The 22484-nt window shown below is 64.9% G+C and carries 17 protein-coding genes and 3 pseudogenes; 9 read left to right on the top strand and 11 right to left on the bottom strand.

Annotation, left to right across the window (positions count from 1 at the left end; genetic code table 11):
- Nucleotides 1-26 precede the first annotated feature (26 nt).
- The 3 genes from hutI to hutU are packed head-to-tail and all read left to right on the top strand — an operon-like array spanning nt 27 to nt 4480.
- Nucleotides 27-1241, top strand: a complete 1215-nt coding sequence (hutI, locus tag CV770_RS21020; protein ID WP_104463678.1) for an imidazolonepropionase — start codon at nt 27-29, stop codon at nt 1239-1241.
- Nucleotides 1238-2797 (top strand): histidine ammonia-lyase, encoded by a 1560-nt coding sequence (gene hutH / locus CV770_RS21015; protein ID WP_104463677.1) that lies wholly within the window; start codon nt 1238-1240, stop codon nt 2795-2797. Before hutI ends, hutH begins: the two co-directional genes overlap by 4 nt.
- Before the next feature lie 12 nt (nt 2798-2809).
- Entirely contained in the window at nt 2810-4480 is a 1671-nt protein-coding gene (gene hutU, locus CV770_RS21010) for a urocanate hydratase (protein WP_104463676.1), read from the top strand.
- Between the two features lie 166 nt (nt 4481-4646).
- On the opposite strand, the pseudogene CV770_RS21005 reads toward hutU, so the two are convergent.
- Nucleotides 4647-4799: pseudogene (locus CV770_RS21005) on the bottom strand (TetR/AcrR family transcriptional regulator); the annotation flags it as partial.
- Between the two features lies 1 nt (nt 4800).
- Between CV770_RS21005 and CV770_RS21000 the strand changes: the two are divergent.
- A pseudogene (locus tag CV770_RS21000) lies at nt 4801-5049 on the top strand (ABC transporter ATP-binding protein); the annotation flags it as partial.
- Nucleotides 5050-5061: 12 nt separating this feature from the next.
- On the opposite strand, the gene CV770_RS20995 reads toward CV770_RS21000, so the two are convergent.
- The 6 genes from CV770_RS20995 to CV770_RS20970 all read right to left on the bottom strand — a co-directional run bounded on the left by CV770_RS20995 (nt 5062) and on the right by CV770_RS20970 (nt 13710).
- Entirely contained in the window at nt 5062-7065 is a 2004-nt protein-coding gene (locus CV770_RS20995; RefSeq protein ID WP_104463675.1) for a putative bifunctional diguanylate cyclase/phosphodiesterase, read from the bottom strand.
- Between the two features lie 303 nt (nt 7066-7368).
- Nucleotides 7369-8253, bottom strand: coding sequence for a BJP family subclass B3 metallo-beta-lactamase (gene blaBJP, locus CV770_RS20990; protein ID WP_104463674.1), 885 nt, complete (start codon nt 8251-8253; stop codon nt 7369-7371).
- A 131-nt stretch (nt 8254-8384) separates the two neighbouring features.
- Nucleotides 8385-8657, bottom strand: a complete 273-nt coding sequence (locus CV770_RS20985; protein WP_201759957.1) for a TonB-dependent receptor plug domain-containing protein — start codon at nt 8655-8657, stop codon at nt 8385-8387.
- Nucleotides 8658-8722: 65 nt separating this feature from the next.
- Entirely contained in the window at nt 8723-9970 is a 1248-nt protein-coding gene (locus CV770_RS20980; RefSeq protein ID WP_104463705.1) for a hypothetical protein, read from the bottom strand.
- Between the two features lie 331 nt (nt 9971-10301).
- Nucleotides 10302-12884 (bottom strand): autotransporter family protein, encoded by a 2583-nt coding sequence (locus CV770_RS20975; RefSeq protein WP_161500011.1) that lies wholly within the window; start codon nt 12882-12884, stop codon nt 10302-10304.
- A gap of 487 nt (nt 12885-13371) precedes the next feature.
- Nucleotides 13372-13710, bottom strand: coding sequence for a hypothetical protein (locus CV770_RS20970; protein ID WP_245453810.1), 339 nt, complete (start codon nt 13708-13710; stop codon nt 13372-13374).
- A 115-nt stretch (nt 13711-13825) separates the two neighbouring features.
- Here CV770_RS20970 and CV770_RS20965 point away from each other — a divergent pair, with 115 nt between their 5' ends.
- Nucleotides 13826-14635, top strand: coding sequence for an ABC transporter substrate-binding protein (locus CV770_RS20965; RefSeq protein WP_104463670.1), 810 nt, complete (start codon nt 13826-13828; stop codon nt 14633-14635).
- Here the strand turns inward: CV770_RS20965 and CV770_RS20960 are convergent.
- From CV770_RS20960 to pstS, 4 genes are all read right to left on the bottom strand, one after another.
- Nucleotides 14609-15307, bottom strand: coding sequence for an ABC transporter permease (locus CV770_RS20960; protein WP_104463669.1), 699 nt, complete (start codon nt 15305-15307; stop codon nt 14609-14611). The genes CV770_RS20965 and CV770_RS20960 overlap by 27 nt on opposite strands.
- Nucleotides 15304-15675, bottom strand: coding sequence for an arsenate reductase (glutaredoxin) (gene arsC / locus CV770_RS20955; protein WP_104463668.1), 372 nt, complete (start codon nt 15673-15675; stop codon nt 15304-15306). The genes CV770_RS20960 and arsC overlap by 4 nt, the downstream gene beginning before the upstream one ends.
- Nucleotides 15676-15692: 17 nt before the next feature.
- Nucleotides 15693-16172 (bottom strand): ArsI/CadI family heavy metal resistance metalloenzyme, encoded by a 480-nt coding sequence (locus CV770_RS20950; protein WP_104463704.1) that lies wholly within the window; start codon nt 16170-16172, stop codon nt 15693-15695.
- Nucleotides 16173-16336: 164 nt separating this feature from the next.
- Nucleotides 16337-17392, bottom strand: coding sequence for a phosphate ABC transporter substrate-binding protein PstS (gene pstS, locus CV770_RS20945; RefSeq protein ID WP_104463667.1), 1056 nt, complete (start codon nt 17390-17392; stop codon nt 16337-16339).
- A gap of 307 nt (nt 17393-17699) precedes the next feature.
- Between pstS and CV770_RS20940 the strand changes: the two are divergent.
- The 4 genes and pseudogenes from CV770_RS20940 to CV770_RS20925 form a co-directional block, all read left to right on the top strand.
- A pseudogene (locus tag CV770_RS20940) lies at nt 17700-18599 on the top strand (3-hydroxybutyryl-CoA dehydrogenase); the annotation flags it as partial.
- 269 nt (nt 18600-18868) lie between these two features.
- On the top strand, nt 18869-19333 hold the full coding sequence (locus tag CV770_RS20935) for a group III truncated hemoglobin (protein ID WP_038973413.1): 465 nt from the start codon (nt 18869-18871) through the stop codon (nt 19331-19333).
- A 263-nt stretch (nt 19334-19596) separates the two neighbouring features.
- A complete protein-coding gene (locus tag CV770_RS20930) occupies nt 19597-20250 on the top strand; it encodes a QcrA and Rieske domain-containing protein (RefSeq protein ID WP_104463703.1) in 654 nt (217 codons plus the stop codon).
- A 116-nt stretch (nt 20251-20366) separates the two neighbouring features.
- The gene (locus tag CV770_RS20925; RefSeq protein ID WP_091962589.1) at nt 20367-22094 is read left to right on the top strand and encodes a methanol/ethanol family PQQ-dependent dehydrogenase; all 1728 of its coding nucleotides are present in this window, start codon (nt 20367-20369) and stop codon (nt 22092-22094) included.
- The last annotated feature ends 390 nt before the right edge of the window (nt 22095-22484 follow it).

The following is a 22484-nucleotide window of genomic DNA, read 5'->3' as shown; positions in this document are numbered from 1 at the left end:
AGCATCCCACGCGAAGGGACCGTTGCATGGCAGAGCGCTTCGACCGGATCTGGCACAATGCCCGGCTTGCCACGATGCGGGCCGACCGGCCCGATCTTGGCGAGATCGAGCGGGGCCTGATCGCCGCGCGCGGCGGCCGTATCGTTTATGCCGGTGCGCAGGCCGATTTTTCGGCGGATGCCGATGCGGCCGAACGGATCGACTGCGGCGGACGCTGGATCACGCCCGGCCTCGTCGACTGCCACACCCATCTCGTCTATGGCGGCAACCGCGCCCACGAGTTCGAGCTGCGCCTGAAAGGCGCGAGCTACGAGGAGATCGCGCGCGCCGGCGGCGGGATCGTCTCGACGGTGGCCGCGACCCGCAAGGCGAGCGAGGCAGATCTCGTCGCAAGCGCGCTGCCGCGGCTCGACGCGCTGATCGGCGAGGGCGCAACCACGGTCGAGATCAAGTCGGGCTATGGTCTCGACACCGAAACGGAGATGCGACAGCTCGCGGCCGCGCGCAGCATCAGCCGCCAGCGGCCGGTTGCGATCCGCACCTCCTTCCTCGGGGCGCACGCCCTGCCGGTGGAGGCGGAGGGTGACAAGAATCGCTATATCGATCTCGTCTGCAAGGAGATGCTGCCGGCCGTTGCGAAGGCCGGTCTTGCCGATGCCGTCGATGCCTTCATGGAGGGCATCGCGTTTTCGGCGGAGCAGACCGCGCGGGTGTTCGAGACGGCGAGAGGGCTTGGGCTGCCGGTCAAGCTTCATGCCGACCAGCTCTCGAACCTCGGCGGTGCTGCGCTCGCTGCAAGATTCTCGGCGCTGTCGGCCGATCATCTCGAGCATACTGACGAAGCCGGCGCCGCCGCGATGGCGAAGGCGGGAACGGTGGCCGTGCTGCTGCCCGGCGCGTTCTACTTCATCCGTGAGACGCAGAAGCCGCCAGTCGAGGCGTTCCGCACCCACGGTGTTTCCATGGCGCTCGCGACCGATTGCAATCCCGGCAGCTCGCCGCTGACCTCGCTTCTGCTCACGATGAACATGGGCGCGACCCTGTTCCGGATGACCGTCGCCGAATGCCTCGCCGGAATCACCCGCGAGGGCGCGCGGGCGCTGGGGGTGCTCGATGAAACCGGCACGCTGGAAGCCGGGAAATGGTGCGACCTCGCGATCTGGGACATCGAGCGTCCCGCCGAGCTTGTCTACCGCATCGGCTTCAATTCGCTGCATCGCCGGGTGTGGAGGGGCCAGTGACGGAGCAGGGCACCGCGATCGTCGTCAGGCCGGGAGCGGTCAGTCTCGACGATCTCGCGCGCGTGCTGGAAGGCGCATCCGTCGTGCTCGATCCCTCGTTCTGGCCGCGCGTCGAGGCGGCAGCCGAAATCGTTGCAAGGGCCGCGCAAGCCGACGCTCCCGTCTATGGCATCAACACCGGCTTCGGAAAGCTGGCCTCGAAGCGCATTCCGCCCGATCAGACCGCGCTGCTCCAGCGCAATCTGATCGTGTCGCATTGCTGCGGCGTCGGCCCAGCCACGCCCGAGCCGATCGTGCGGCTGATGATGGCGTTGAAGATCGTCTCGCTCGGGCGCGGCGCTTCCGGCGTGCGCCGCGCGGTGATCGAGCAGTTGCAGGCCATGCTGGCACGGGGTGTCACTCCGCTGGTGCCGCAGCAGGGCTCGGTCGGCGCCTCCGGCGATCTCGCGCCGCTCGCGCACATGACGGCGGTGATGATCGGTGAGGGGCAGGCGATCGTCCACGGAAAAACCGTGTCCGGCGGTGAAGCGCTGACAGCTGCCGGTCTTGCGCCATTGACGCTGGGCCCCAAGGAGGGGCTTGCGCTGATCAACGGTACGCAATTCTCGACCGCCTACGCCATTGCCGGCGTGTTGCGCGCATTTCGCCTGGCGCGTGCGGCACTCGTGACCGGAGCGCTGTCGGTCGACGCCGCGATGGCCTCGACGGCACCGTTCCGTCCCGAAATTCAGGCACTGCGTGGTCATCCCGGGCAGATCGCCGCAGCCGCGACGCTGACCGCATTGCTGGATGGCAGCGACATCCGCCTGTCCCATCTCGAAGGCGACGAGCGCGTGCAGGACCCATATTGCTTGCGTTGCCAGCCGCAGGTCGCAGGCGCCGCACTCGACCTGATCACGCAGGCCGCGCGCACATTGATCGTCGAAGCCAACGCCGTCACCGACAATCCGCTGGTGCTGGTCGAGACCGGCGAGATCGTCTCCGGCGGTAACTTCCACGCCGAGCCCGTGGCCTTTGCCGCCGACGCGATCGCGCTGGCACTGGCGGAAATCGGTGCGATCAGCGAGCGGCGCATTGCGACGCTGGTCGATCCGGCGCTGAATTTCGGCCTGCCGCCGTTCCTCACCCCCGATCCCGGCATCAATTCCGGCTTCATGATCGCCGAGGTGACGGCCGCCGCGCTCTATGCCGAGAACAAGCAGCGCGCAGCGGCCTGCTCGATCGATTCGACGCCGACCAGTGCCAATCAGGAAGATCACGTCTCGATGGCGGCACACGCCGCGCGGCGGCTGTCGGATATGGCCGACAACCTCGCCGCCATCCTCGGCATCGAGCTCCTGGTCGCGGCCCAAGGCATCACGCTGCGGGCGCCGCATGCGACCAGTGCGTCACTGGCCGCCGTCATCGCCGCACTGCGTGAGCAGGTGCCGGCGCTCGGTGCGGACCGCTACATGGCCGGCGATCTCGCCAAGGCCGCTGCACTGATCGAGGCCGATGCGCTGGCGAGCGTGGCGCTCACCATGCTTCCAACTGACCCATTTCCGCGACTTGCCTAAAGAGGTGCCCGCATGAACCGCCGACTGGACAATGACCGTACCATCCGCGCGCCCCGCGGCAGCGACATCAGCGCCAAGAGCTGGCTGACGGAAGCGCCGCTGCGCATGCTGATGAACAACCTCGATCCTGACGTCGCGGAGCGCCCGAGCGAGCTCGTCGTCTATGGCGGCATCGGCCGCGCCGCGCGCGACTGGGAGAGCTTTGACCGGATCGTTGCGGCCTTGCGCAGGCTCGAAGGCGACCAGACGCTGCTGGTCCAGTCCGGCAAGCCGGTCGGCGTGTTTCGCACCCATGCGGATGCACCGCGCGTGCTGATCGCGAACTCCAACATCGTGCCGCACTGGGCGACGCTCGATCATTTCAACGAGCTCGATCGCCAGGGCCTGATGATGTACGGCCAGATGACGGCCGGCTCCTGGATCTACATCGGTAGCCAGGGCATCGTGCAGGGCACGTACGAGACCTTCGTCGAGGTCGGCCGTCGCCATTATGGCGGCAGCCTTGCCGGCAAATGGATTCTCACCGCCGGCTTGGGTGGCATGGGCGGTGCGCAGCCGCTGGCCGCGACCATGGCCGGCGCTTCAATGCTCGCGGTTGAATGCCAGCCGAGCCGCATCGAGATGCGGCTGCGCACCGGCTATCTCGATCGACAGGCCGCAACGCTCGACGAAGCGCTGGCGATCATGGAAGATGCCGCCACGACGAAGAAGGCGATCTCGGTCGGCCTGCTCGGCAATGCCGCGGAGATTTTCCCGGAGCTCGTGCGCCGTGGCGTCAAGCCGGACGTCGTCACCGACCAGACCAGCGCGCACGATCCAGTCAACGGCTACTTGCCGAAGGGCTGGACGCTCGCTGATTGGGAAGCCAAGCGCGGCTCCGATCCGAAGGGGGTGGAGCGCGCGTCGAAGACGTCGATGGTCGAGCACGTCCAGGCCATGCTGGATTTCCATGCCCAGGGCATTCCAACGCTCGACTACGGTAACAACATCCGCCAGATGGCGCAGGACATGGGCCTGAAGAACGCCTTCGATTTCCCGGGCTTCGTTCCCGCCTATATCCGTCCCTTGTTCTGCCGCGGCGTCGGGCCGTTCCGCTGGGCCGCGCTCTCGGGCGATCCTGAGGACATCTTCAAGACCGACGCGAAGGTCAAGGAGCTGATGCCTGATGACAAGCATCTGCACAATTGGCTCGACATGGCGAAGGCGCGCATCAAGTTCCAGGGCCTGCCGGCGCGGATCTGCTGGGTTGGCCTCGGTGATCGCCATCGCCTCGGCCTTGCCTTCAACGAGATGGTGGCGCGCGGCGAGCTCAAGGCGCCGATCGTGATCGGCCGCGATCATCTCGACAGCGGCTCGGTGGCGAGCCCGAATCGCGAGACTGAAGCGATGAAGGACGGCTCGGACGCGGTGTCCGACTGGCCATTGCTGAACGCGCTGCTCAATTGCGCCAGCGGCGCGACCTGGGTGTCCCTGCATCATGGCGGCGGCGTCGGCATCGGCTATTCCCAGCACGCCGGCATGGTGATCGTCGCTGACGGCACGCCGGAAGCGGCCAAGCGGATCGAGCGTGTGCTCTGGAACGACCCGGCCACCGGTGTCATGCGCCATGCCGACGCGGGCTACGAGACCGCGATCGACTGCGCCCGCGACAAGGGCCTCGATCTGCCGAGCCTTTCGAAGTAGCTAGCCGCGGGCTCGATCAACCTCTCCCGCTTGCGGGGGAGGTCGGCGCGGAGCGCCGGGTGCGAGCTCTCTCCAATCAGGGAGTCTCTTGCGGAGGCACGCCCATCCCAGCCCTCCCCCGCAAGCGGGAGAGGGAGCGCACCTCCTTCGGGGCAGCGTCGCCGATTCAGCCGCTCACCAGCAGCTTCGGCATCGTCGTCTTCGCGCCGTCCATGAAGGTCTGGACGGCGTCGCGGACGATGGCGTCGAGATCGGGCGGGATCGGCGTCTCGTAGATGAATTTTCGGATGGCGAGATAGAAGATGCGGCCGTGCAGGCCCCCCAAGATGATCCTGCTGGATGAACCCTCGGAGGGCATCATGCCCGTCCTCGTCGAGGAGATGGGCGTGCTGTTCCGCCGCCTGCGCGACGAGGGCAAGACATTGCTGCTGGTCGAGCAGAACGTCGAATGGGCTCTTCGATTGGCCGACCGCGCCGTGATCATCGACCAGGGCGAGGTCGTGCATCAAAGCAGCGCGGCGGCGCTGCTCGCGGACAAGGACATCCAGGAACGCTACGGCGCGGTCTGACGTCTGGGCTCGCTAGGCGACGACCTTGGCGCCGTCGAGGCGCCGGTGTTCGTTCGCCAGATAGTCGCCGATCGCATCGGCCGACATGGGTTTTGCGAAATAATAGCCCTGGATGAAGTCGCAGCCGAGCCGGCGCAAGGTGTCGAGCTGGGCGCGGGTCTCGACGCCCTCGGCGACGCAGGCGATTTCCATGTCGTCGCAGAGGCCCGTCAGTGACTTGATGATCTTGTGACTGACCGGATTCTCGTTGATGTCGGCGACGAAGCTGCGGTCGACCTTGATCTTGTCGAGCGGCAGCCGGTGGACGTGGCTCAGCGACGAATAGCCGGTGCCGAAATCGTCCAGCGAAATGCCGCAGCCCATCGCCTTCAGCGTCGCGACCGACTGCTGCGCGCGCACGAAATCGAAGGTCACGGCGGTCTCTGTGATCTCGAAATCGATCCGTCGTGGCGACAGACCGCTTTTCTCGATGATGGAGATCAGCGGCAGTATGCCTTCGGCAGCGCAGACGTCGTGCGCGGACAGGTTGAACGACAGGCGGATGTCGTCGGGCCAGGTTTTGGCGGTCGCGAGCGCGCGCGCCAGCAGCGTCTGCGTCAGTGGCCGGATCAGGCCGATGCGCTCGGCGGCAGGAATGAAGTCGGCGGGGGAAACCCAGCCGAGACGGGGGCTGTGCCAGCGCGCCAGCGTCTCGAAACCCGCAGTGTGCTCGCTCATGGCATCGACGATCGGCTGGAACACCAGCTCCATCTCAGCGCCAAAATCGGAGGTGCGCAACATGTTCTCGATCACGCCGCGGCTTCGGATCTCGGCCTCGAGCTCGCCCGAGAAGATCACGGTGCGCCCGCGCAGTTGGCGCTTGGCGTGATAGAGCGAATAGTCGGCGCATTCATAAAGAGCTTCCGACGTCGTCGCGGAGTCTGGAAACAGCGCAAAGCCGATCGAGCAGGACAGGCCAGTGTGGGCGGTGTCGAGCTGGTAAGGCAGCTTGACCTGCCCGCCGATGCGTTCGCCGAGCCGTGCCAGATCGGCATCGTCGGGATCACCACACACGACGAGGCCAAACTCGTCGCCGCCGAGCCGGGCGAATTCCACGCGTTGCGGGCCGAAGCCCTCGCAGACCTCGCGGATGCGGCGGCCCGCCTCGATTAGCACGCGGTCGCCGACGCTGTGGCCGTAATTGTCGTTGATCGGCTTGAAGCCGTCCAGGTCGATGATCCCGACCGCGACGCGAACATTTCTGCGCTCGGCGTCGGCAAAGGCGCTCGACAGCTCGGCGAAGAAGCGGCGGCGGTTCGGCAGCTCGGTGAGGGAATCCAGATTGGCGAGGCGGAAGTTCTCGTCCGAGAGCGCCTGGGTCGCCGCCTGCTGTGCCAGCAGCGATTTGCGGCTGGCGACGAGGTCGGCGAAGTCCCGGTAGTAGATGGTCAGCACCGTCACCATCGCGCCGGTGACCAGCAAATTGTTGACGGCCATCGCCTCCAGCGTCGGCTCGCCCGTGGCAAAGTAAAACACGACGTAGGGCACGTCGACGACGAGAGTCACGATCAGCGCGGCCGAACGCAGATGCATCAGCGAGAAGATGCAGCCGATCACGGTCACCGCCATGTAGAAGGCCACCTGGCTCTTGGCAAAGGGATCGCCGTAGGGATAGAGGGCGAACGACCAGACGGTGAAGCCCGCCGCGATCGGCGCCGCGATCCAGTTGGTGAGGCGCAAATTGCGCAGGATGTCGGCGTCGCTGCGGACGACATGGCGCTGCCGCAGCCACCAGAAGGTCCGATAGCCCGCCACCGCGATCAACACGCCGGGCACGATCATGCTAAGCGAAGCCGGCGCCAGCGGCACATAGGTATATGCGACCGCGATCGTGTTGGTGATCAGGATGAAGTAGAGCAGCGGAATCTGCTTGGAGAAGGCGTCGAACTGCGCGCGCGTCAGCTCGGGATTGTCGGCCGGCACGCGAAACAGCCGCATTGCGGCGGCGAAGTAGGACTTCAAATCGGCAACAGGCATTGAAATACGAGCCCCGGATCCTGAAAACGCCGGCGATCTTGCATAGCGTGGGTAAAGGGCGCGTTAGATCGGGCCTTGCGCGAAAGACCAGCACAGGTTGCACGCTACTGCAGGAGTTTCCGGCCGCGTGCCAGGGTAAGACTGTGTTAACGATACGGGCCGCGGCAGCAGGCGTATCGCGGCGAAGTCCTGCAAAAGCAGCCGTTAAGTTCTGCTAACCATGCGTTTCGGCGCAACGTCTTGCCGCACCTCTCCCCGGCGGGCCCCAGCGGGGGAGAGGTCAAAGACAGCGTGCGATGGCCGCTACTTCTTCTCCAGCGCCGCGGTCTGCTTGGCGAGCTGCTTGTCGAAATCTTCCGACAGGCCGGTCGCGTAGGTCGCAAGCTCACCCGGTTTGACGAACGGATTCGGCGCGCCGTCCTTCATCTGCGCACGCTTGGCCTGCATGGCATAGACCTCCGGATGCGGCCCGAGCAGCACGTCGACCTTCATCGCCTTCACTTTGGCGTAGGTCGCGCGGTAGTCGTCGACGATGCCGGGGTAGGTCGGCTGTCCCACCAGCCGGTTCAGCGCCACGGTGCCGCTGCAGAAGAACAGCACCTCGCGGTTCTGATCGCCGTCCTTGACGGTCATCTCCCAGCTCGTGCAGCCGGGCGAGTGGCCGGGCGTCGCATGCGCTGTCAGCGTGGTGTCGCCGAGCGTAACCTTGTCGCCTTCCTTCACGACACGGTCGACCTTCACCGGCGGGAAAGCGAGGTCTTCGTTCTTCTCGTCGCCGGGATAGTAGCCGCCTTCGAGCAGCGGCTTGTCGCGCTCGCCGGCCACGATCTGCGCACCGGTCTCCTTCTTGATCTCGGCAAAACCGCCGGTGTGATCGAGATGTGCGTGCGAGTTGAGGACGATCTTGATGTCCGAGACCTTGAAGCCGAGCTTGGCGATATTGTCCTTGATCATGCCGGTCGACTGGGGCATCGCCGTGTCCATCAGGATCAGGCCCTGCGATGTCTTGATGACGTAGACGGCGATGCCCTCGGTCCCGACATAATAGATGTTGCCGATGAGCTGGAACGGCTCGAACGGCGCCGTCCATTTCTGCATGACCGTTGCCAGGAAATCCTTGAGGGTCTGCGCCTGCGCGCCGGTTGCGAGGAATGCCAACGCACACAGCGCGGCCGTGAGTTTTCTCATAGTTTGCTCCCGAAGTGTTCTTGTCGTTTTGATCGGGCAGACGTCGCGGCTCGACCGCGCGCAGGTTACGTTGCAGCCGGCGTTGCGGGCAACTGCTTCGTATGAGGAAAATTTATCTGCCGCGCGGGAGCTTAGCGTCCGATCGTGACGCCGGCGGTCGAGCGCATGGCATCCCGGAGGCTCCTCGCGTTCATGTCGTCGAGGACTTCTCGCGTCAGCACGGTGGTCTGGCCGGGCGTGTTGAGGATGGTCTCGCCGCGCGAGGAGGAGAGCCGGTCCGTCTTGTAGGGCGCGGCTGGATCGGTGGCGGGCGTGTGGTGAGGCCGTTTGCTGGACGCCGCAAAGGCTCCTTGCGAGACGGAGAGGGCGGCGATCACGATCAGTCGCAGCAGCTTTGCAGGCATGCGATCTCCCATGTTCGGGAAACCTCAGCCTAGCACAAACGTGACGGCACTTGCAGTGGAAAGGATCAGGCCAGAGCGGCCTGGCGTTCCCGCACCGGTTCGCGAACCCGGTCGAGCTTCCCTGGCTCGGCGAGCGGGGTGAAGCTGCGATGGCTCGCTTGCGCGGGGGCCTCGACGATGACGCCTTCGCAGACGATCTGTCCGCCGAGCATCTTGAACTCCAGCTTGTCGTAGCGCGGCATCGTTTCGCCGGGCGCAGGCGGCAGCAGCCCGACGCTGCCCTGGATGTTCAGCGTGGCTTCGCCGTTGCCGTGAAGGCGGGGATTCCACATCCTGATCCCGCTTTCCGCCCAGCGCTGCCGGATCAGCGCGGTGCGATCGGCAGGTTCCGTGGGTTTCGCGCGAGGTTTCGGCGCACTGGGAATCTCCTCAGCCGGAGCTGCGAGAGCCGGAGCCGGCTCTTCTTGCGTGACCACGATGGCCTCAGCGGAAGAGTCGTCCCCGGCGACGGGGGCAGGATCGCTCGCGGCGACCGGCTCGATCGCCACCGCGGTGTCGCAGGTGGGATCGCTGTCGATGCTGTCTTCAGCGACAGGTTCCGCCGGGACGTCGGGATCGGCAAGCGTGACGTGGGTGTCGTCTACAACAGGCTCGACATCCACGGCGGCAACAATGGAGGGATCGTCGGCAACGGCGAGAGCGGGAGCGTCAACCGAAGCGACCTCGACCGAAGCGACCTCAACTGAAGCGGCCACGAGATTGGACGAGGTCTCGTCCACAACATCAGGCTCAACGCCGGCTGCGAGCTCGGGAGATGGATCGCTGCTGATGACGGGCTCAGCGGCTTGGGCCGGCTCGTCCTCGACGTCGATGGCCGCGACCGTTTCCGTGGCGAAGGGCTCGAGCTCCGTCGAGAGCTCCACAGGCGGATCATAGTCGATGACGGGTTCAGGAACATCGACTGGTTTGGGACCATCGACCGTTTCGCTGGTGACTTCGTCCGAGGCCAAGACATCTGCCACGAAGACCGGCTCGACATCTGACGGCGCCTGCTGCAGGGAATCGTTGCTGCCGGCGATATCGGCTGCTGCTTCCGCGATGACAGGGTGGGCAGTGCCATCCTCTGCGACCGCGGCGTCGCTGCGCAGCGGATCAGTGCTGATGCCGGTGTCGAGAGCCGGAAGAGCTTCAGCGCTGTCGGTAACGATGACAGGCTGTTCCGCGACGACCGCCGCGCCATCGATGCTGCCGCCATGCGGCAAGGGCCGAAGCCGGGTGAACGCCCATTTCACCGCGGGGATGCGGCGCAGCAACGATATCAGTCTCGAAAGCACTGGGAGTTGTCCAAGAGGTACTCGGCGTGAGGCAATCGCTGATTCGCCAGCAATGTGAAAAACTGCCCCGGCCGTCACATCCCTGTCAATGTAGACGGGACCAATTGCAGAACATCCACGCATCCGGCGCGCGCGCCGCTGCATGATGTGTCTGGCCGCCTATGTCATCGGCGACGACAAGCTTTGGCTGGCCAGGGACATCGGATGGATGAGGGAGCCGGAGCCGCAGGGGATCCGCAGCGTGATGAGATATTGTCCCGGCCGTTGATGGGGAACATCGCCGAACTTCGCAGCCTGCGACTCTCAGCGCTCACCACACCAGACGGAAGCCGCCGGTGCCCCTATAGCTGTGATTATCCGCGGGAGCATCGAGGCTCGCGCGATAGGTGAGTTCGCCGAATACGGCGTAGCGGCCGTTGGCCCAGCTATAGGTGCCGCCGCCGCCGATGCTGCCCCACAGCCGGTCATGGCCGCTGGCGAATCCGGTGCCGGCGACATCGATCCTGGTGCCTTCGAGAAATTCGTAGTGCAGATTGCCGATGGCATAGAGGTCGGAGCGGACGATGCCCGTGCCGTCGTTCCAGGTGCGCTGATGATTGAGCGACAGCCCGAGGCGGCCGAGCAGGCTGTCGGCGTTGCCGAGCGAGACCAGCGCGCCGAAGCGGTCGGTGAAGGCATCGAAGCCGACCTTCGAATAGGCAAGCTGCGCCTGCGGCGCCAGCCAGAAGCCGTTGCCAACCGCGATCCGCCTGCCGCCCTCGAGGCTGAACGCGTAGCCGAGGCCCTCATTGCCGTGGATCAACGAGCCGGCCAGCGCAGATGACAGGTCGCTGCGATAGAACATGGTCTGCGCCTGACCGTCGACATAGAAGCCGTCATGGCCGTACCAGGTCGCGGTGGCGCCGACGCCGGTTCCTTGCGCGCGGATGCGGCCGTTGCCGAACAGCGAATTGACGAAGGCCGTGGTCAGGCCGTATTGCGCCGTCAGGCTGACGATCAGCCGGCCGCGCGCATTGTCGAGCGCAGCGCCGTCGAGTCCGACTTGCACCTTCATCTCGTCGGAATCATAGGTGGAGCCGGTGGTGTTGGAAGGCCGAAACGCGCTCTGGCCGCCCTCGATCCGGCCCCAGAAGGCCGATTGCGTCCACGAGCCATCAGACGTCTGCGCGGTATCGACACCGGCGCGCGCCATCGCTTCGCTGCCGCCCCAATAGCGGTTGCCGGCGCGCTGCTGCAGGCTCGCCGCCTGGTTCATCCCGAGCAGCACCTGTGCGTAGTTCTCGTAGAGGGGAACGCCGGCCTGATAGAGCGGCCCGGCCGGCGCCGATGGCGGCGGATTGATCAGGCTGGACCGCAGATACCAGTCGCCGTCTGCGGGCGTGCTGATCCCGTTCTTCTGCAGCGTATAGGCATAGGCGCCGCCGACCACGGCCTGCTGGCCGCCAATGACGTAATTGCCCTGCAGTGCGAAGCTGCCGTTCGAGGCGCCGGCGACGTCGATCACCTTGATGCCTTCGCTGGTCTGGGCGCCGCCGCCGCCGATATTGGCGATGCGCAGCGTGGATGCGCCGGAGGTGGCGCCCTGCACCACCAGGCGGTCGGTGATCAAACCGTCGCCGCCGAGGGCACTGTTGAGGAAAACCGTGCCGCCGTTGCCGACATAATTGCCGCTCACCGTCAGTGTCGTCCCCGGCGCGCCGCCGGTCCGCACCAGGCCGGCATTGTCGAGCGATGCGATGGTCTGGTTGAAGCCGTTGAGGTCGAACGTTCCGCCGGCGGCGGCGACATAGGCAGATGCGGCGCTGAAGGCGCCGGCGCTGCCTGCGCGCAGCGTGCCGCCGGTGACAGTGGTTGCGCCGCCATAAGTGTTGACGCCGGACAGCGTCTGCGTGCCGCCGGTGATCTGCACGCCACCGCTGCCGCCGAGCGTTCCCGCAAAAGTGTCGCCGGCGTTGGTGATCGCCAGCGTCTTGGTGCCGAGCACGACGGCGCCGGTGCCGGCGAGGCTCTGGATGTGCGAGCTGTTGTCGATGATGCCGGAAATATCGAAGGTCGCGTTCGCGACCACCCGCCTGGAATTGACGAGGGCATCGCTGGCGCCGGCGATGACGCCGATCGCGAGCGTGCCCTGCTGGATCACCGTCTCGCCGGTGTAGGTGCTGCCGCCCCGCAGGAACAAGGTCCCGTTGCCGGTCTTGGTCAGTCCGCCGACGCCGCTGAGGCCGCCCGCGGCTGAAGCGATAACAGTGAAGCCGTTGGTATCGAAGGTCAGTCCGCCTGCGGCGATGTTGTTCTGGGCGGCGGTGCCGCCGAAGAAGTTGGCTTGATTACCCACGGCGCGGACGACGGCATTGTCGTAGTTCGCCTGTCCGTTGGGGCTCACTGCGATGTTGGCGACCACCAGCGTGCCGCCACGCATGTTGAGCGTGCCTGCTCCAGCGGGGCCAAGGGTGAGCCGGCCTGTCGCGATGACGCTCGAGCCGTTATCGATGTTGAGGGTCGCCGTGGCTCCGGCGGGGAGGCCGACGCTAAGCGTTCCGTTGACGATCCACCGCGACGCTCCGGTCACGGTCACGGCGGCCGGGTTCCCTGGGGAAATTCCGACCGAAATGGTGGCGCCTGTGGTTGTCAGCGTGCTGCCGTTCTGAATTGTCAGATTTGTCGTCACTCCAGCGCCAGCAGTGGCGCTGCCTAGCCTGAAGTTACCGGTTGTGCCGGTTGCCGGACCGCTCACGCCGAGCACGATGTTGGCGGGCAGATTCATAGTAACGGCACCGCCGGCGGGCGCTGTTCCGGTATTCCAGTTCGTGCCCACAGTCCAATCGTTGCTGGTGGCGCCAGTCCAGGTCTGCGCCGTCGCCGCGCTTGGCAAGAGCGTCGAGAGTGCGGCCACGGAAGCGCTTATCAACAGCGCGTGGCGGAATCCGGCGGGTTTGCCGGTCCAGAGTCGACGTCCGCCTCGATCGTCATTCGCCTGTCGTGAAAACGTCGCAGCCCCGATGCATTCGCGCATGCCGTCCAGCTCTTGTTGTTGGTCTTGGTGCTGCGCCGGATGGCGGATTGCCAAACATCATCGACAGCGGATCGTTTTGTTACGGTATGTGGCTGCCTGTGATCGGGTCAATGCAGATGACTGCCGCGCAATCGGGAAAAATGAGCAGTGTGTTTCCGATGCAACGTCAGGTCGACGGAATTAATGCCGCAGTAACCACACCACGCGTGTCGCACGTACATTGATGGCGTACGCGGCAAGTCAAAGACGGCGATCTTGTGCGCGCAGCATGAGGTAGCGAGCCGAGACTCGCTGCGTCACCGCGGCCGATTCGCGAGCCTCGGCGGAACCCTTCAAGTACGGCTCGCGCCGAGCTCTGCGTGTTGGGCTATCGTCCGCCGGAACCTGAACCTGAACCGGAGCCTGCGCTGCCTCCGGCCTGGCTGCCCATGTTATTCGTGTTGGTGCCGCCGGCCGATGGTTGCTGCGCGCCCTTGCTGTCGGCGGCCTCGTTCTGCATGTTCGACGACTTGCCGGTCGTCATTCCCTTGGTCGCCGGGCCGCGCGAGGAGGGGCCAACGTCGCCTTGACCGGAAGCGCCGGGAGCCGGTTGTGTCTGCGCGAGGGCGCTACCGGTCGCCAGCGCCATGATGCACGCGGATGCCAGAATGATCTTTTTCATGGGATTCTCCTCGACGTTACATCTGCGGCAATCCGCCTGCAGCATCGACGTTCCTGTCGATTTGACGCGATCGCTTCAACTCTCTGCGGCCGAATGTCGGGGTTCCCGTCGCCCTCGCCAGCGGCTATTCAGGATCGTCATTGTTTGTTGGGGGCGACGCATGAGGAAGATTGTCACCATCGGAGCGACTCTGCTCTGGTCCACCATCGCGTTCGCGCAGGAGCGCACCATCACGGTTGCCTCGACCACCTCGACGGAACAGTCGGGCCTGTTCGGCCATCTGCTGCCGTTGTTCGAGAGGGCCGAGGGCATCAGCGTGAAGGTCGTTGCCGTCGGGACTGGACAGGCGCTGGATATCGGGCGGCGCGGCGATGCCGACGTCGTGTTCGTCCACGACCGGGCTGCCGAAGACAAGTTCATGTCCGAAGGGCAGGGCGTGAAGCGCTTCGACGTCATGTACAACGACTTCGTCGTCGTCGGTCCCAAAAGCGATCCCGCGAAGATCGCCGGCGGCAAGGACGTCACCGATGCGCTGCGCAAGATCGCGGCAGCGAAGGCACCCTTCATCTCGCGCGGTGACAAATCCGGCACGCATGCGGCCGAGCTCCGGCTGTGGAAGGAGGCGGGCGTCGACATCAGTGCCGGCAAGGACAGCTGGTATCGTGAGATCGGTCAGGGCATGGGCCCGGCGCTGAACATGGCGTCGTCGTCGAACGCTTATGCCCTGTCGGACCGCGGCACCTGGCTGTCGTTCAAGAATCGCGGCGAGCTTGCCATCCTGACCGAGGGCGACAAGCGGCTGTTCAACCAGTACGGCGTCATGCTGGTCGATCCGGCAAAGCATGCGAACGTGAAGGCGAAGGATGGGCAAGCCTTCATCGATTGGCTGGTCTCGCCGAAGGGGCAGGACGCGATCGCCGGCTACAAGGTGGGCGGCGAGCAACTATTTTTCCCCAACGCGTCCCACTAGCAGGAAGGCGACCGTCGACACCGCGACGCTGAGCGCGAGCAGGATCAGTCCGAGTCCGAGCGCCAGCGGCAGATCGCCCTTGCTGGTCTCCAGCGCGATCGCGGTCGTCATCGTGCGCGTGAAGCCGCGGATGTTGCCGCCGACGATGATGATGGCGCCGACCTCGGCGATCGCGCGCCCGAAGGCGGCGAGAAAGGCCGTCAGCATCGAGGTCCGGCCCAGCGCGAACAGGAGCGCCATGCAGCGGAAGACCGACAGCCCGTCGATCCGTGCGAGATCGCCATATTCCGCCCACAGTAGGCTCGCAGGCCGGTGCACCAGCGCCACCACGATCGGGGTGGCGAGCAGCGTCTGCGCGATCACCATGGCGGCCGGCGTGAACAACAGTCCGGCCACCCCGAGCGGGCCGGAGCGCGACAGCAGAAGATAGAGCGCGAGCCCGACCACGACCGGCGGAAGGCCGAGCAGTGCATTGGTCAGCACGATGATCACCTGACGTCCACGGAAACGCGTGATCGCAAGCAAGGCCCCGATCGGCGCGCCGATCAGCAGGGCAAGGATGCTCGCGGTCAGGCTGACGCGCACCGACAATGCGACGATGCCGAGCAGCTCGGCGTCGGCTTCGCCGATCAGCGAGAGCGCCGCGCCAACGGATCGTGCGAAATCGTTCATCCGGCCTGACGCTGTTGCGCCGGCAGCAGATCGAGCACCAGTTCGGAGGGACGGCAGAGCCTGACGCCCTGCGGCGTCACCACGATCGGCCTGTTGATCAGGATCGGGTGCGCCATCATCGCATCGAGCAGCTGATCGTCGGTCAGCGCGGGGTTGGCGAGCCCGAGCTCCGCATAGGGGGCAGCCTTTTCGCGAACCGCCTCACGCACCGAGATCCCCATGCGTGCGATGAGCTGCTGCAGCAGGGCGCGCGATGGCGGCGTCTTCAGATACTCGACCACATGCGGCTCGATGCCGGCGTTCCGGATCGTTGCGAGCGTCGTGCGCGACGTGCCGCATTCGGGATTGTGGTAGATGATCACGTCCATTGCAGATGCCTTTGTGCTCAGCAGCAGGCCTTTGAGGCCGCCGGCGCCGCTTGCTGCGCGCAGCAGGCCGACTGGGTCTCTTGTTTCTCATGCGCGACCCGGGCCTGGTTCTCGCCGGTGCCGTCACCGTAATCGGTGCTCTCGCCTGTGGTGTGGAAGGTTTCCCAGGCGATGCCGGCGGGATCGTCGATCCAGGACTTTTCCGACTTGGCATAGCAGCAGGTGGTCTGCCCCTGCTCGACGACGTTGCCGCCGGCCTTGCGCAGCCGGGCATAGACCTCCTGGAGCTCCTCGCCGGTCTCGACCTGGATGCCGAGATGATCGAGTCCAGCCGCGCGTCCGCGCGTCGAGATCGCAAAATTCACCCGCGGGTCGTCCAGCATCCATTTGGCATAGTCGGACTTCACCACCGAGGGCTCGCTCGCAAACAGGGCGGAGTAGAACCCGATGGACCGGGAGAGATTCTCGACGGACACGTGAACGTGCAGGCGCTTCATGGTCTGTCCTTTCAGGCTGACACCCTGTTGCGCTTTCGCGCGGCCCTCGGAGCGCGTGACGCTCCGCCTCACCAACCAAACGATTGTGGAAATAACAGGCAGCTGTCAATCGAGATAGGGGACAATCCGTCTCAATCTCGATCCGACGGCGGGCTTTTTGAGGTTCAGCGTTTGGCGGCAGCCGATGCCGAGATCCTGGGCGCAGCGTCGATGCTTTGCTGCCAATAGCGTTCGATCTGGTCGATCAAGGCAGGCGGGAGCGGGACGTAGTTGAGCGTCTGGGCCTCGGACTTTCCGTTTTCCAGCGCCCAGCGGACGAAGTCGATGGCGGCTGCAGATCGTTCCGGTGATCTCGGCGCCTTCGGCATCAGCATGAAGGTCGTCGCTGTGATCGGGTAGGCGTCTTCACCGGGCGCGTTGGTGAGCACGAGATGGAAATCCTTCTCAGCTTTCCAGTCCGCGCTTGATGCGGCCGCCTGGAAAGATGCGGCGTCGGGCACGACGTAATTGCCGGCGCTGTTCTGCACGATACCGAAGGAAATCCGGTCGAGCCGCTGGAGCGCGTAAGTGTATTCGAGATAGCCGACCGCGCCGGGAACGAGGCTGACGAGCGAGGCGACGCCGTCATTGCCCCGGCCGCCGAGGCCAAGCGGCCACTCGACGGAGGTGCCTTCGCCCACGCTGGCTTTCCATTGCGGGCTGACCTTCGCGAGGTAGTTCGACCAGTTGAACGTCGTGCCGGAGCCGTCGATGCGATGGACCACCGTGATCGCAGCGTTCGGCAATCTGACGTCGGGGTTGATCGCGGCGATCGCGGGATCGTTCCAGGATTTGAGCTTGCCGAGATAGATGTCGGCGAGCACCTGCCCGGTGAAGCGGATCTGGCCGGGCTTGACGCCGTCGATATTGACCACGGGGACGACGCCTCCGATCACGATCGGGAATTGCATCAGGCCGAGCCTGTCGAGCTCCTTCGGCTCGAGCGGCATGTCGCTGGTGCCGAAGTCGACGGCTTCCTTTTTGATCAGGCCGAGGCCGATGCCGGAGCCGACGGCTTGATAGCTGACGACGTTCCCGGTCTTGGCCTTGTACGCGTCGGTCCATTTCGCCATCACGGGGGAAACGAAGGTTGAGCCGGCGCCTCTGGTCTCGGCGGCCATGCCTTGTGTGGCGACGAGCAGAGCGGCGAGGATGATGGGAAGTGCAATATGTGTGTTCATTTGCGCGACGCTAACAGGTGGGGCACGAAGCCGATGTGGTCGATCTCACAATTGCGTCGCGAGGCATTCGCGCTGGCCATTGCGCGCCGACTACACCACGCCGTCAGCTCCGCCGCGTCGTCCGATTGAGGGAGATCGCTGGCCCGGCCGGGCAGGACGCAATTTGGGGCAAATTGCGCGCCATGCGGCCAAATCGGGCCGTTTCGCGCCCGCCAGCAGCTTTATTCCCGCCGTGGATGCTTTAAGGAGAGTGCGGATCAGGTCGCAGTCGCCCCGTGGCGGTGCTAGACCCTGGTGCAGGAAATAATGGGTCGGGCCGGGATGGCTCGCCCGCAAGGATGAAGGATATGAGGCAATGATCCAGACCGTTGGCATCATCGGGGCAGGGACCATGGGGAATGGTATTGCGCAGATCTGCGCGGCGGCCGGGCTCTCGGTCGTGATGGTCGATATTTCCGATGCGGCGGTGAACCGCGGGCTGTCGACCGTCGGCGGCAGCCTCGAGCGTCTGGTCAAGAAGGAGAAGATGTCGGCGGCCGATCGCGATGCGGCGCTCAAGCGCATCAGCGGCACGACGGACCGCGCCAAGCTTGCCGATTGCGATCTCGTCATCGAGGCCGCAACCGAGAACGAGGAGCTCAAGGTCAAGATCCTGAAGGACCTCTGCGCGACGTTGTCGCCGCGCACGCTGCTCGCGACCAACACCTCGTCGATCTCGATCACGAAGCTCGCTGCGGCGACCGATCGTCCCGACCGCTTCATCGGCATGCACTTCTTCAACCCGGTGCCGGTGATGGCGCTGCTGGAGCTGATCCGCGGCCTGCAGACCTCCGACGACACCCACGCCAAGGCCCTCGATTTCGCCAAGCGCGTCGGCAAGGTGGCGATCACCGCCAAGAACAGCCCGGGCTTCGCCGTCAACCGCATCCTCTGCCCGATGATCAACGAGGCGATCTTCGCGCTCCAGGAGGGGATCGCGACGGCGGAAGAGATCGACGCCGGCATGAAGCTCGGTTGCAACCATCCGATCGGGCCGCTGGCTCTGGCCGATCTCGTCGGGCTCGACACCATGCTTTCGGTGATGGAGGTCTTTTACAAGGGCTTCAACGATCCTAAATACAGGCCAGCGCCGCTGCTCAAAGAGATGGTCGATGCAGGCCATCTCGGCCGCAAGACCGGGCAGGGCTTCTACAGCTACGGTACGTGATCTTGTCATCGCGACAAAGACGGTCCCGTAGGGTGGGCAAAGCGAAGCGTGCCCACGTTCCGTGGCCGTATCGGACTGATGGCGGGCACGGCGCAAGTGCGCCTTTGCCCACCCTACGATACTGATCAAGGAGCAGGCGCCGGGCTCGAAACGCCCGCGGCCCAATCCCGCAATTTGCGCCAGGACAAAGATGTCGGGCGCATTTGGCCTGACAATGTCGAACGGGCGGCTCGCGGGAACGCGGGAACAACGAACGGAAAACGAAGGATATGTCGGATCGACTGAAAGCCGAGCGCGAGGCGGCGGCCGCGCGGCGGAACCTGTTGACTCAGGATGCGATCGAGCGCACCGGGATTACCGAAGAGATGATCGGGGAACTCGTCACCCGCTTCTACGGACGCGTGCGCGAAGATGCACGGCTGGGGCCGGTGTTCGGGATCGTGCAGAATTGGGACGAGCATCTCGCCAAGCTCAGGGATTTTTGGTCCTCGGTCGTGCTGATGAGCGGCCGCTATCACGGCTCGCCGATGCGGGCCCATTTGCCGCTGAGCCTGGTGGGCGATCATTTCGACCGCTGGCTCGATCTGTTCGAGCAGACCGCGCGCGAGGTCTGCCCGCCGCCGGCGGCTGCACTGTTCATCGACAAGGCGCGCCGCATCGCCGACAGTTTTGAGATGGCATCAGCCACCGTCGCCGGTTCTATCGCCGCGCCGCGCCACGTGCTCAGGTCCTGACGACGACCGGTTGCCTGCAAAACATGCAGGGAGGTCGCGCTGCGTTTGCGCAGCGCGACGAATAGCGCGCTGCACCAATTCCAACATCATCGGTCTGATCTGCAAAATCATCATGCCGCTCGCGCGGCGTGACGTTGAAATTGTGAAAACGCACTTGAATTCGTTCATCGTCGTTCAATCAACGCGAGCAAAGCCATATTGATGCACTGCGGTGCCAACTCTTCGCCTTGTTTTCGGCAGAGTTCCAGCGCCTGCTTGTGAACATGTCCCGCGCATCGTTCACAACCAATTCATCACCGTCCGAGAGTCCTGGGGAGCCCGAAGCCGACGCCTGTGCCGAGCAGACGCGGCGAACGGTCCTGCTTGGCGCACTCGCCACCACCGCCTGCCTCGGTTGCTCCGCGTCTGCGCGCGCGGGCGAGGATCCGCCCGGGTCCGACGAACGGCCGCAGAAAGGCGATGTGCTCGTCTTCTCCGAAGGCGACAAGGAGGGAAAGCTCATCACCGCAGCCGACCTGCCGGCCGGCGGACCGCCGGTGCATGCCTGGCCGAAGGATCCCAAGACATCGGTGGTGCGCAGCGCCTCCCGGCTCAACGAGATCCTGATCATCAAGCTCGATCCCGCCGAGCTCGACGAGAAGACGGCCGCGCGCGCCGTCGACGGCATCATCGCCTATTCGGCGATCTGCTCGCATGCCGGCTGTCCCGTGAGCGCCTGGGTGAAGAGCGATGTCGGCGACAAGGAGGTGTTCAAGTGCATGTGTCACAACTCCGAATACGATCCTCGTGCGGGCGCACAGGTCGTGTTCGGCCCGGCGCCGCGACGGCTCGCGGCGCTACCGGTGACGCTCGCTGACGGCTCTCTCAGCGTCGCCGGCAATTTCATCGGAAAGGTAGGTGGCGCGCAGCCAGGATGATGGAGGTGCGGGCCCGCGCCCGCGTCACGAGAGGCCGTATCCGCCGACGGGCGGACGGCGGGACGAACGACAAGAATTCAACACAAGAATTCAAACGGATGAAAAGGGGAACGTCCATGACCAGGAAGCAATGGTACCTGTCCGGCTTCGTCGCCTTCACTTGCCTCGCCTCGACCGCCGCCGTGTCAGGTCCGATCGAGAATTACGCACCGGTCACCGCACAGCGGCTGGAGAATCCGGAGCCAAACAACTGGATGCTCTATCGGCGCACTTATGACGGGCACGGCTATAGCCCGCTCGATCAGATCAATACCTCCAACGTGAAGAATCTCACGCCGGTCTGGACCTTTGCCACCGGCGTCGTCGAAGGCCACGAGGCGCCGCCGATCGTCAACAACGGCGTGATGTTCGTGGCGACCCCGATGGGGCAGGTGATCGCGCTGAACGCCAAGACGGGCGACGAATACTGGCGCTACAAGCGGCAGCTCCCCGACGATCTGTTCCAGCTGCACCCGACCAGCCGCGGCGTCGGACTCTGGGAGGACAAGCTCTACCTCGCCACCACGGACGACCATGTCGTCGCGCTCGATGCCAAGACCGGCAAGGTGGTGTGGGACACCAAGGTGCAGGACTACAAGAAGGGCCAGTACATGACCCTGATGCCGCTGATCGTCGACGGCAAGGTCATTGTCGGCGGCTCCGGCGGCGAGTTCGGCGTGCGCGGCTATATCGCGGCCTATGATGCCAAGGACGGCAAGGAGCTGTGGCGAACCTTCACCATCCCGGGCGAAGGCGAGCCGGGCCATGACACCTGGCAGGGCGACGACTGGAAGAACGGCGGCGGCTCGGCCTGGATGACCGGCAATTACGACAAGGAGACCAAGACGATCTATTGGGGCGTCGGCAACGCCGCGCCATGGCCCGGCGAGACCCATCCCGGCGACAATCTCTACACCTCCTCGGTACTTGCGCTCGATCCGAGCACGGGCAAGATCAAGACCTATCACCAGTATCACCAGAACGATTCCTGGGACTGGGACGAGGTCGATGCGCCGATGCTGATCGACCTGCAACGCGATGGCCGCAACATCAAGAGCTTGGTCCATCCGGGCCGCGACGCGATCTTCTGGGTGCTCGAGCGCACGCCGACCAAGATCAACTACGTCGCCGGCTGGCCGTTCGTATCGACCGACGTCTGGAAGGGCATCGAGCCCGAGAGCGGCAAGCCGATCGTCGACCCCGCGCACAAGCCGGTGATCGGCAAGCGCGTCGAGTTCTGTCCGTCGCTGTGGGGCGGCAAGGATTGGCCGTCGGCGGCCTACAGCCAGAAGACCGGCCTCGTCTACGTGCCCGCCAACGAGAACTTCTGCGGCGGGTTCACCGGCGAGAAGGTCGCCCTCAAGCCGGGCGAGCTCTGGCTCGGCACCAAGCCGGAAGACATCGGCCTGAAGACGAAGCCGGGCGCGGATCATTTCGGCGAGCTGCAGGCCTGGGATCCCACCACGGGCAAGAAGGTGTGGCAACACAACTTCCCGAAGTCGCAGCTGTTCGGCTCGGTGACCGCGACCGCGGGTGATCTCATCTTCGTCGGCGGCACCAATGACCGCAACTTCCGCGCCTTCAACGCCAAGACCGGCGAGCTCCTGTGGGAGCAGAAGACCAACTCCGGCATCATGGGCATGCCGGTGTCCTATGAAATCGACGGCACCCAATACATCGCGATCCAGTCGGGATGGGGTGTCGACGCGCAGCGCATCCAGGACGCGCTGGTGACCAACAACATCGGCATCGAAGCCAACGTGCCGCAAGGCGGCGTCATCTGGGTGTTCGCGCTGAAGAAGTAGCTCCGCGGCGGATCGAAAGAAGCGGAGCAGCAGGGGGGTGGCGAATGCGGCGGACGGCAACGTCCGCCGCATTTTTGCGATGGAAGGCGTTGAACGCGCTTACTTCCCTTCTCCCCTTGTGGGAGAAGGTGGCGCGAAGCGCCGGATGAGGGGTTCTATCCGCGCTCTCATCGCGAGGTGGACTCGCCGAGACAACCCCTCACCCAACTGAGCTCGTGTCAGTCAGCGTCGCTGCCCTCTCCCACAAGGGGAGAGGGCGCATCAATGCGCAGACGCGAAGGCTACTTCCCCTGACGCTCCACCTTATCCTTTTCCTTCTGGTTCATCTCGCGAACCTTGGGATCCGGATTGTGCTGTCCGGTGGTCTGGGTGGTGGAGGAGGGCGGGGCG

The sequence above is a fragment of the Bradyrhizobium sp. AC87j1 genome, from assembly GCF_002936975.1.
Classification (GTDB): Bacteria; Pseudomonadota; Alphaproteobacteria; order Rhizobiales; family Xanthobacteraceae; genus Bradyrhizobium; species Bradyrhizobium shewense.
This window is presented reverse-complemented; position numbering and strand designations above follow the sequence as displayed.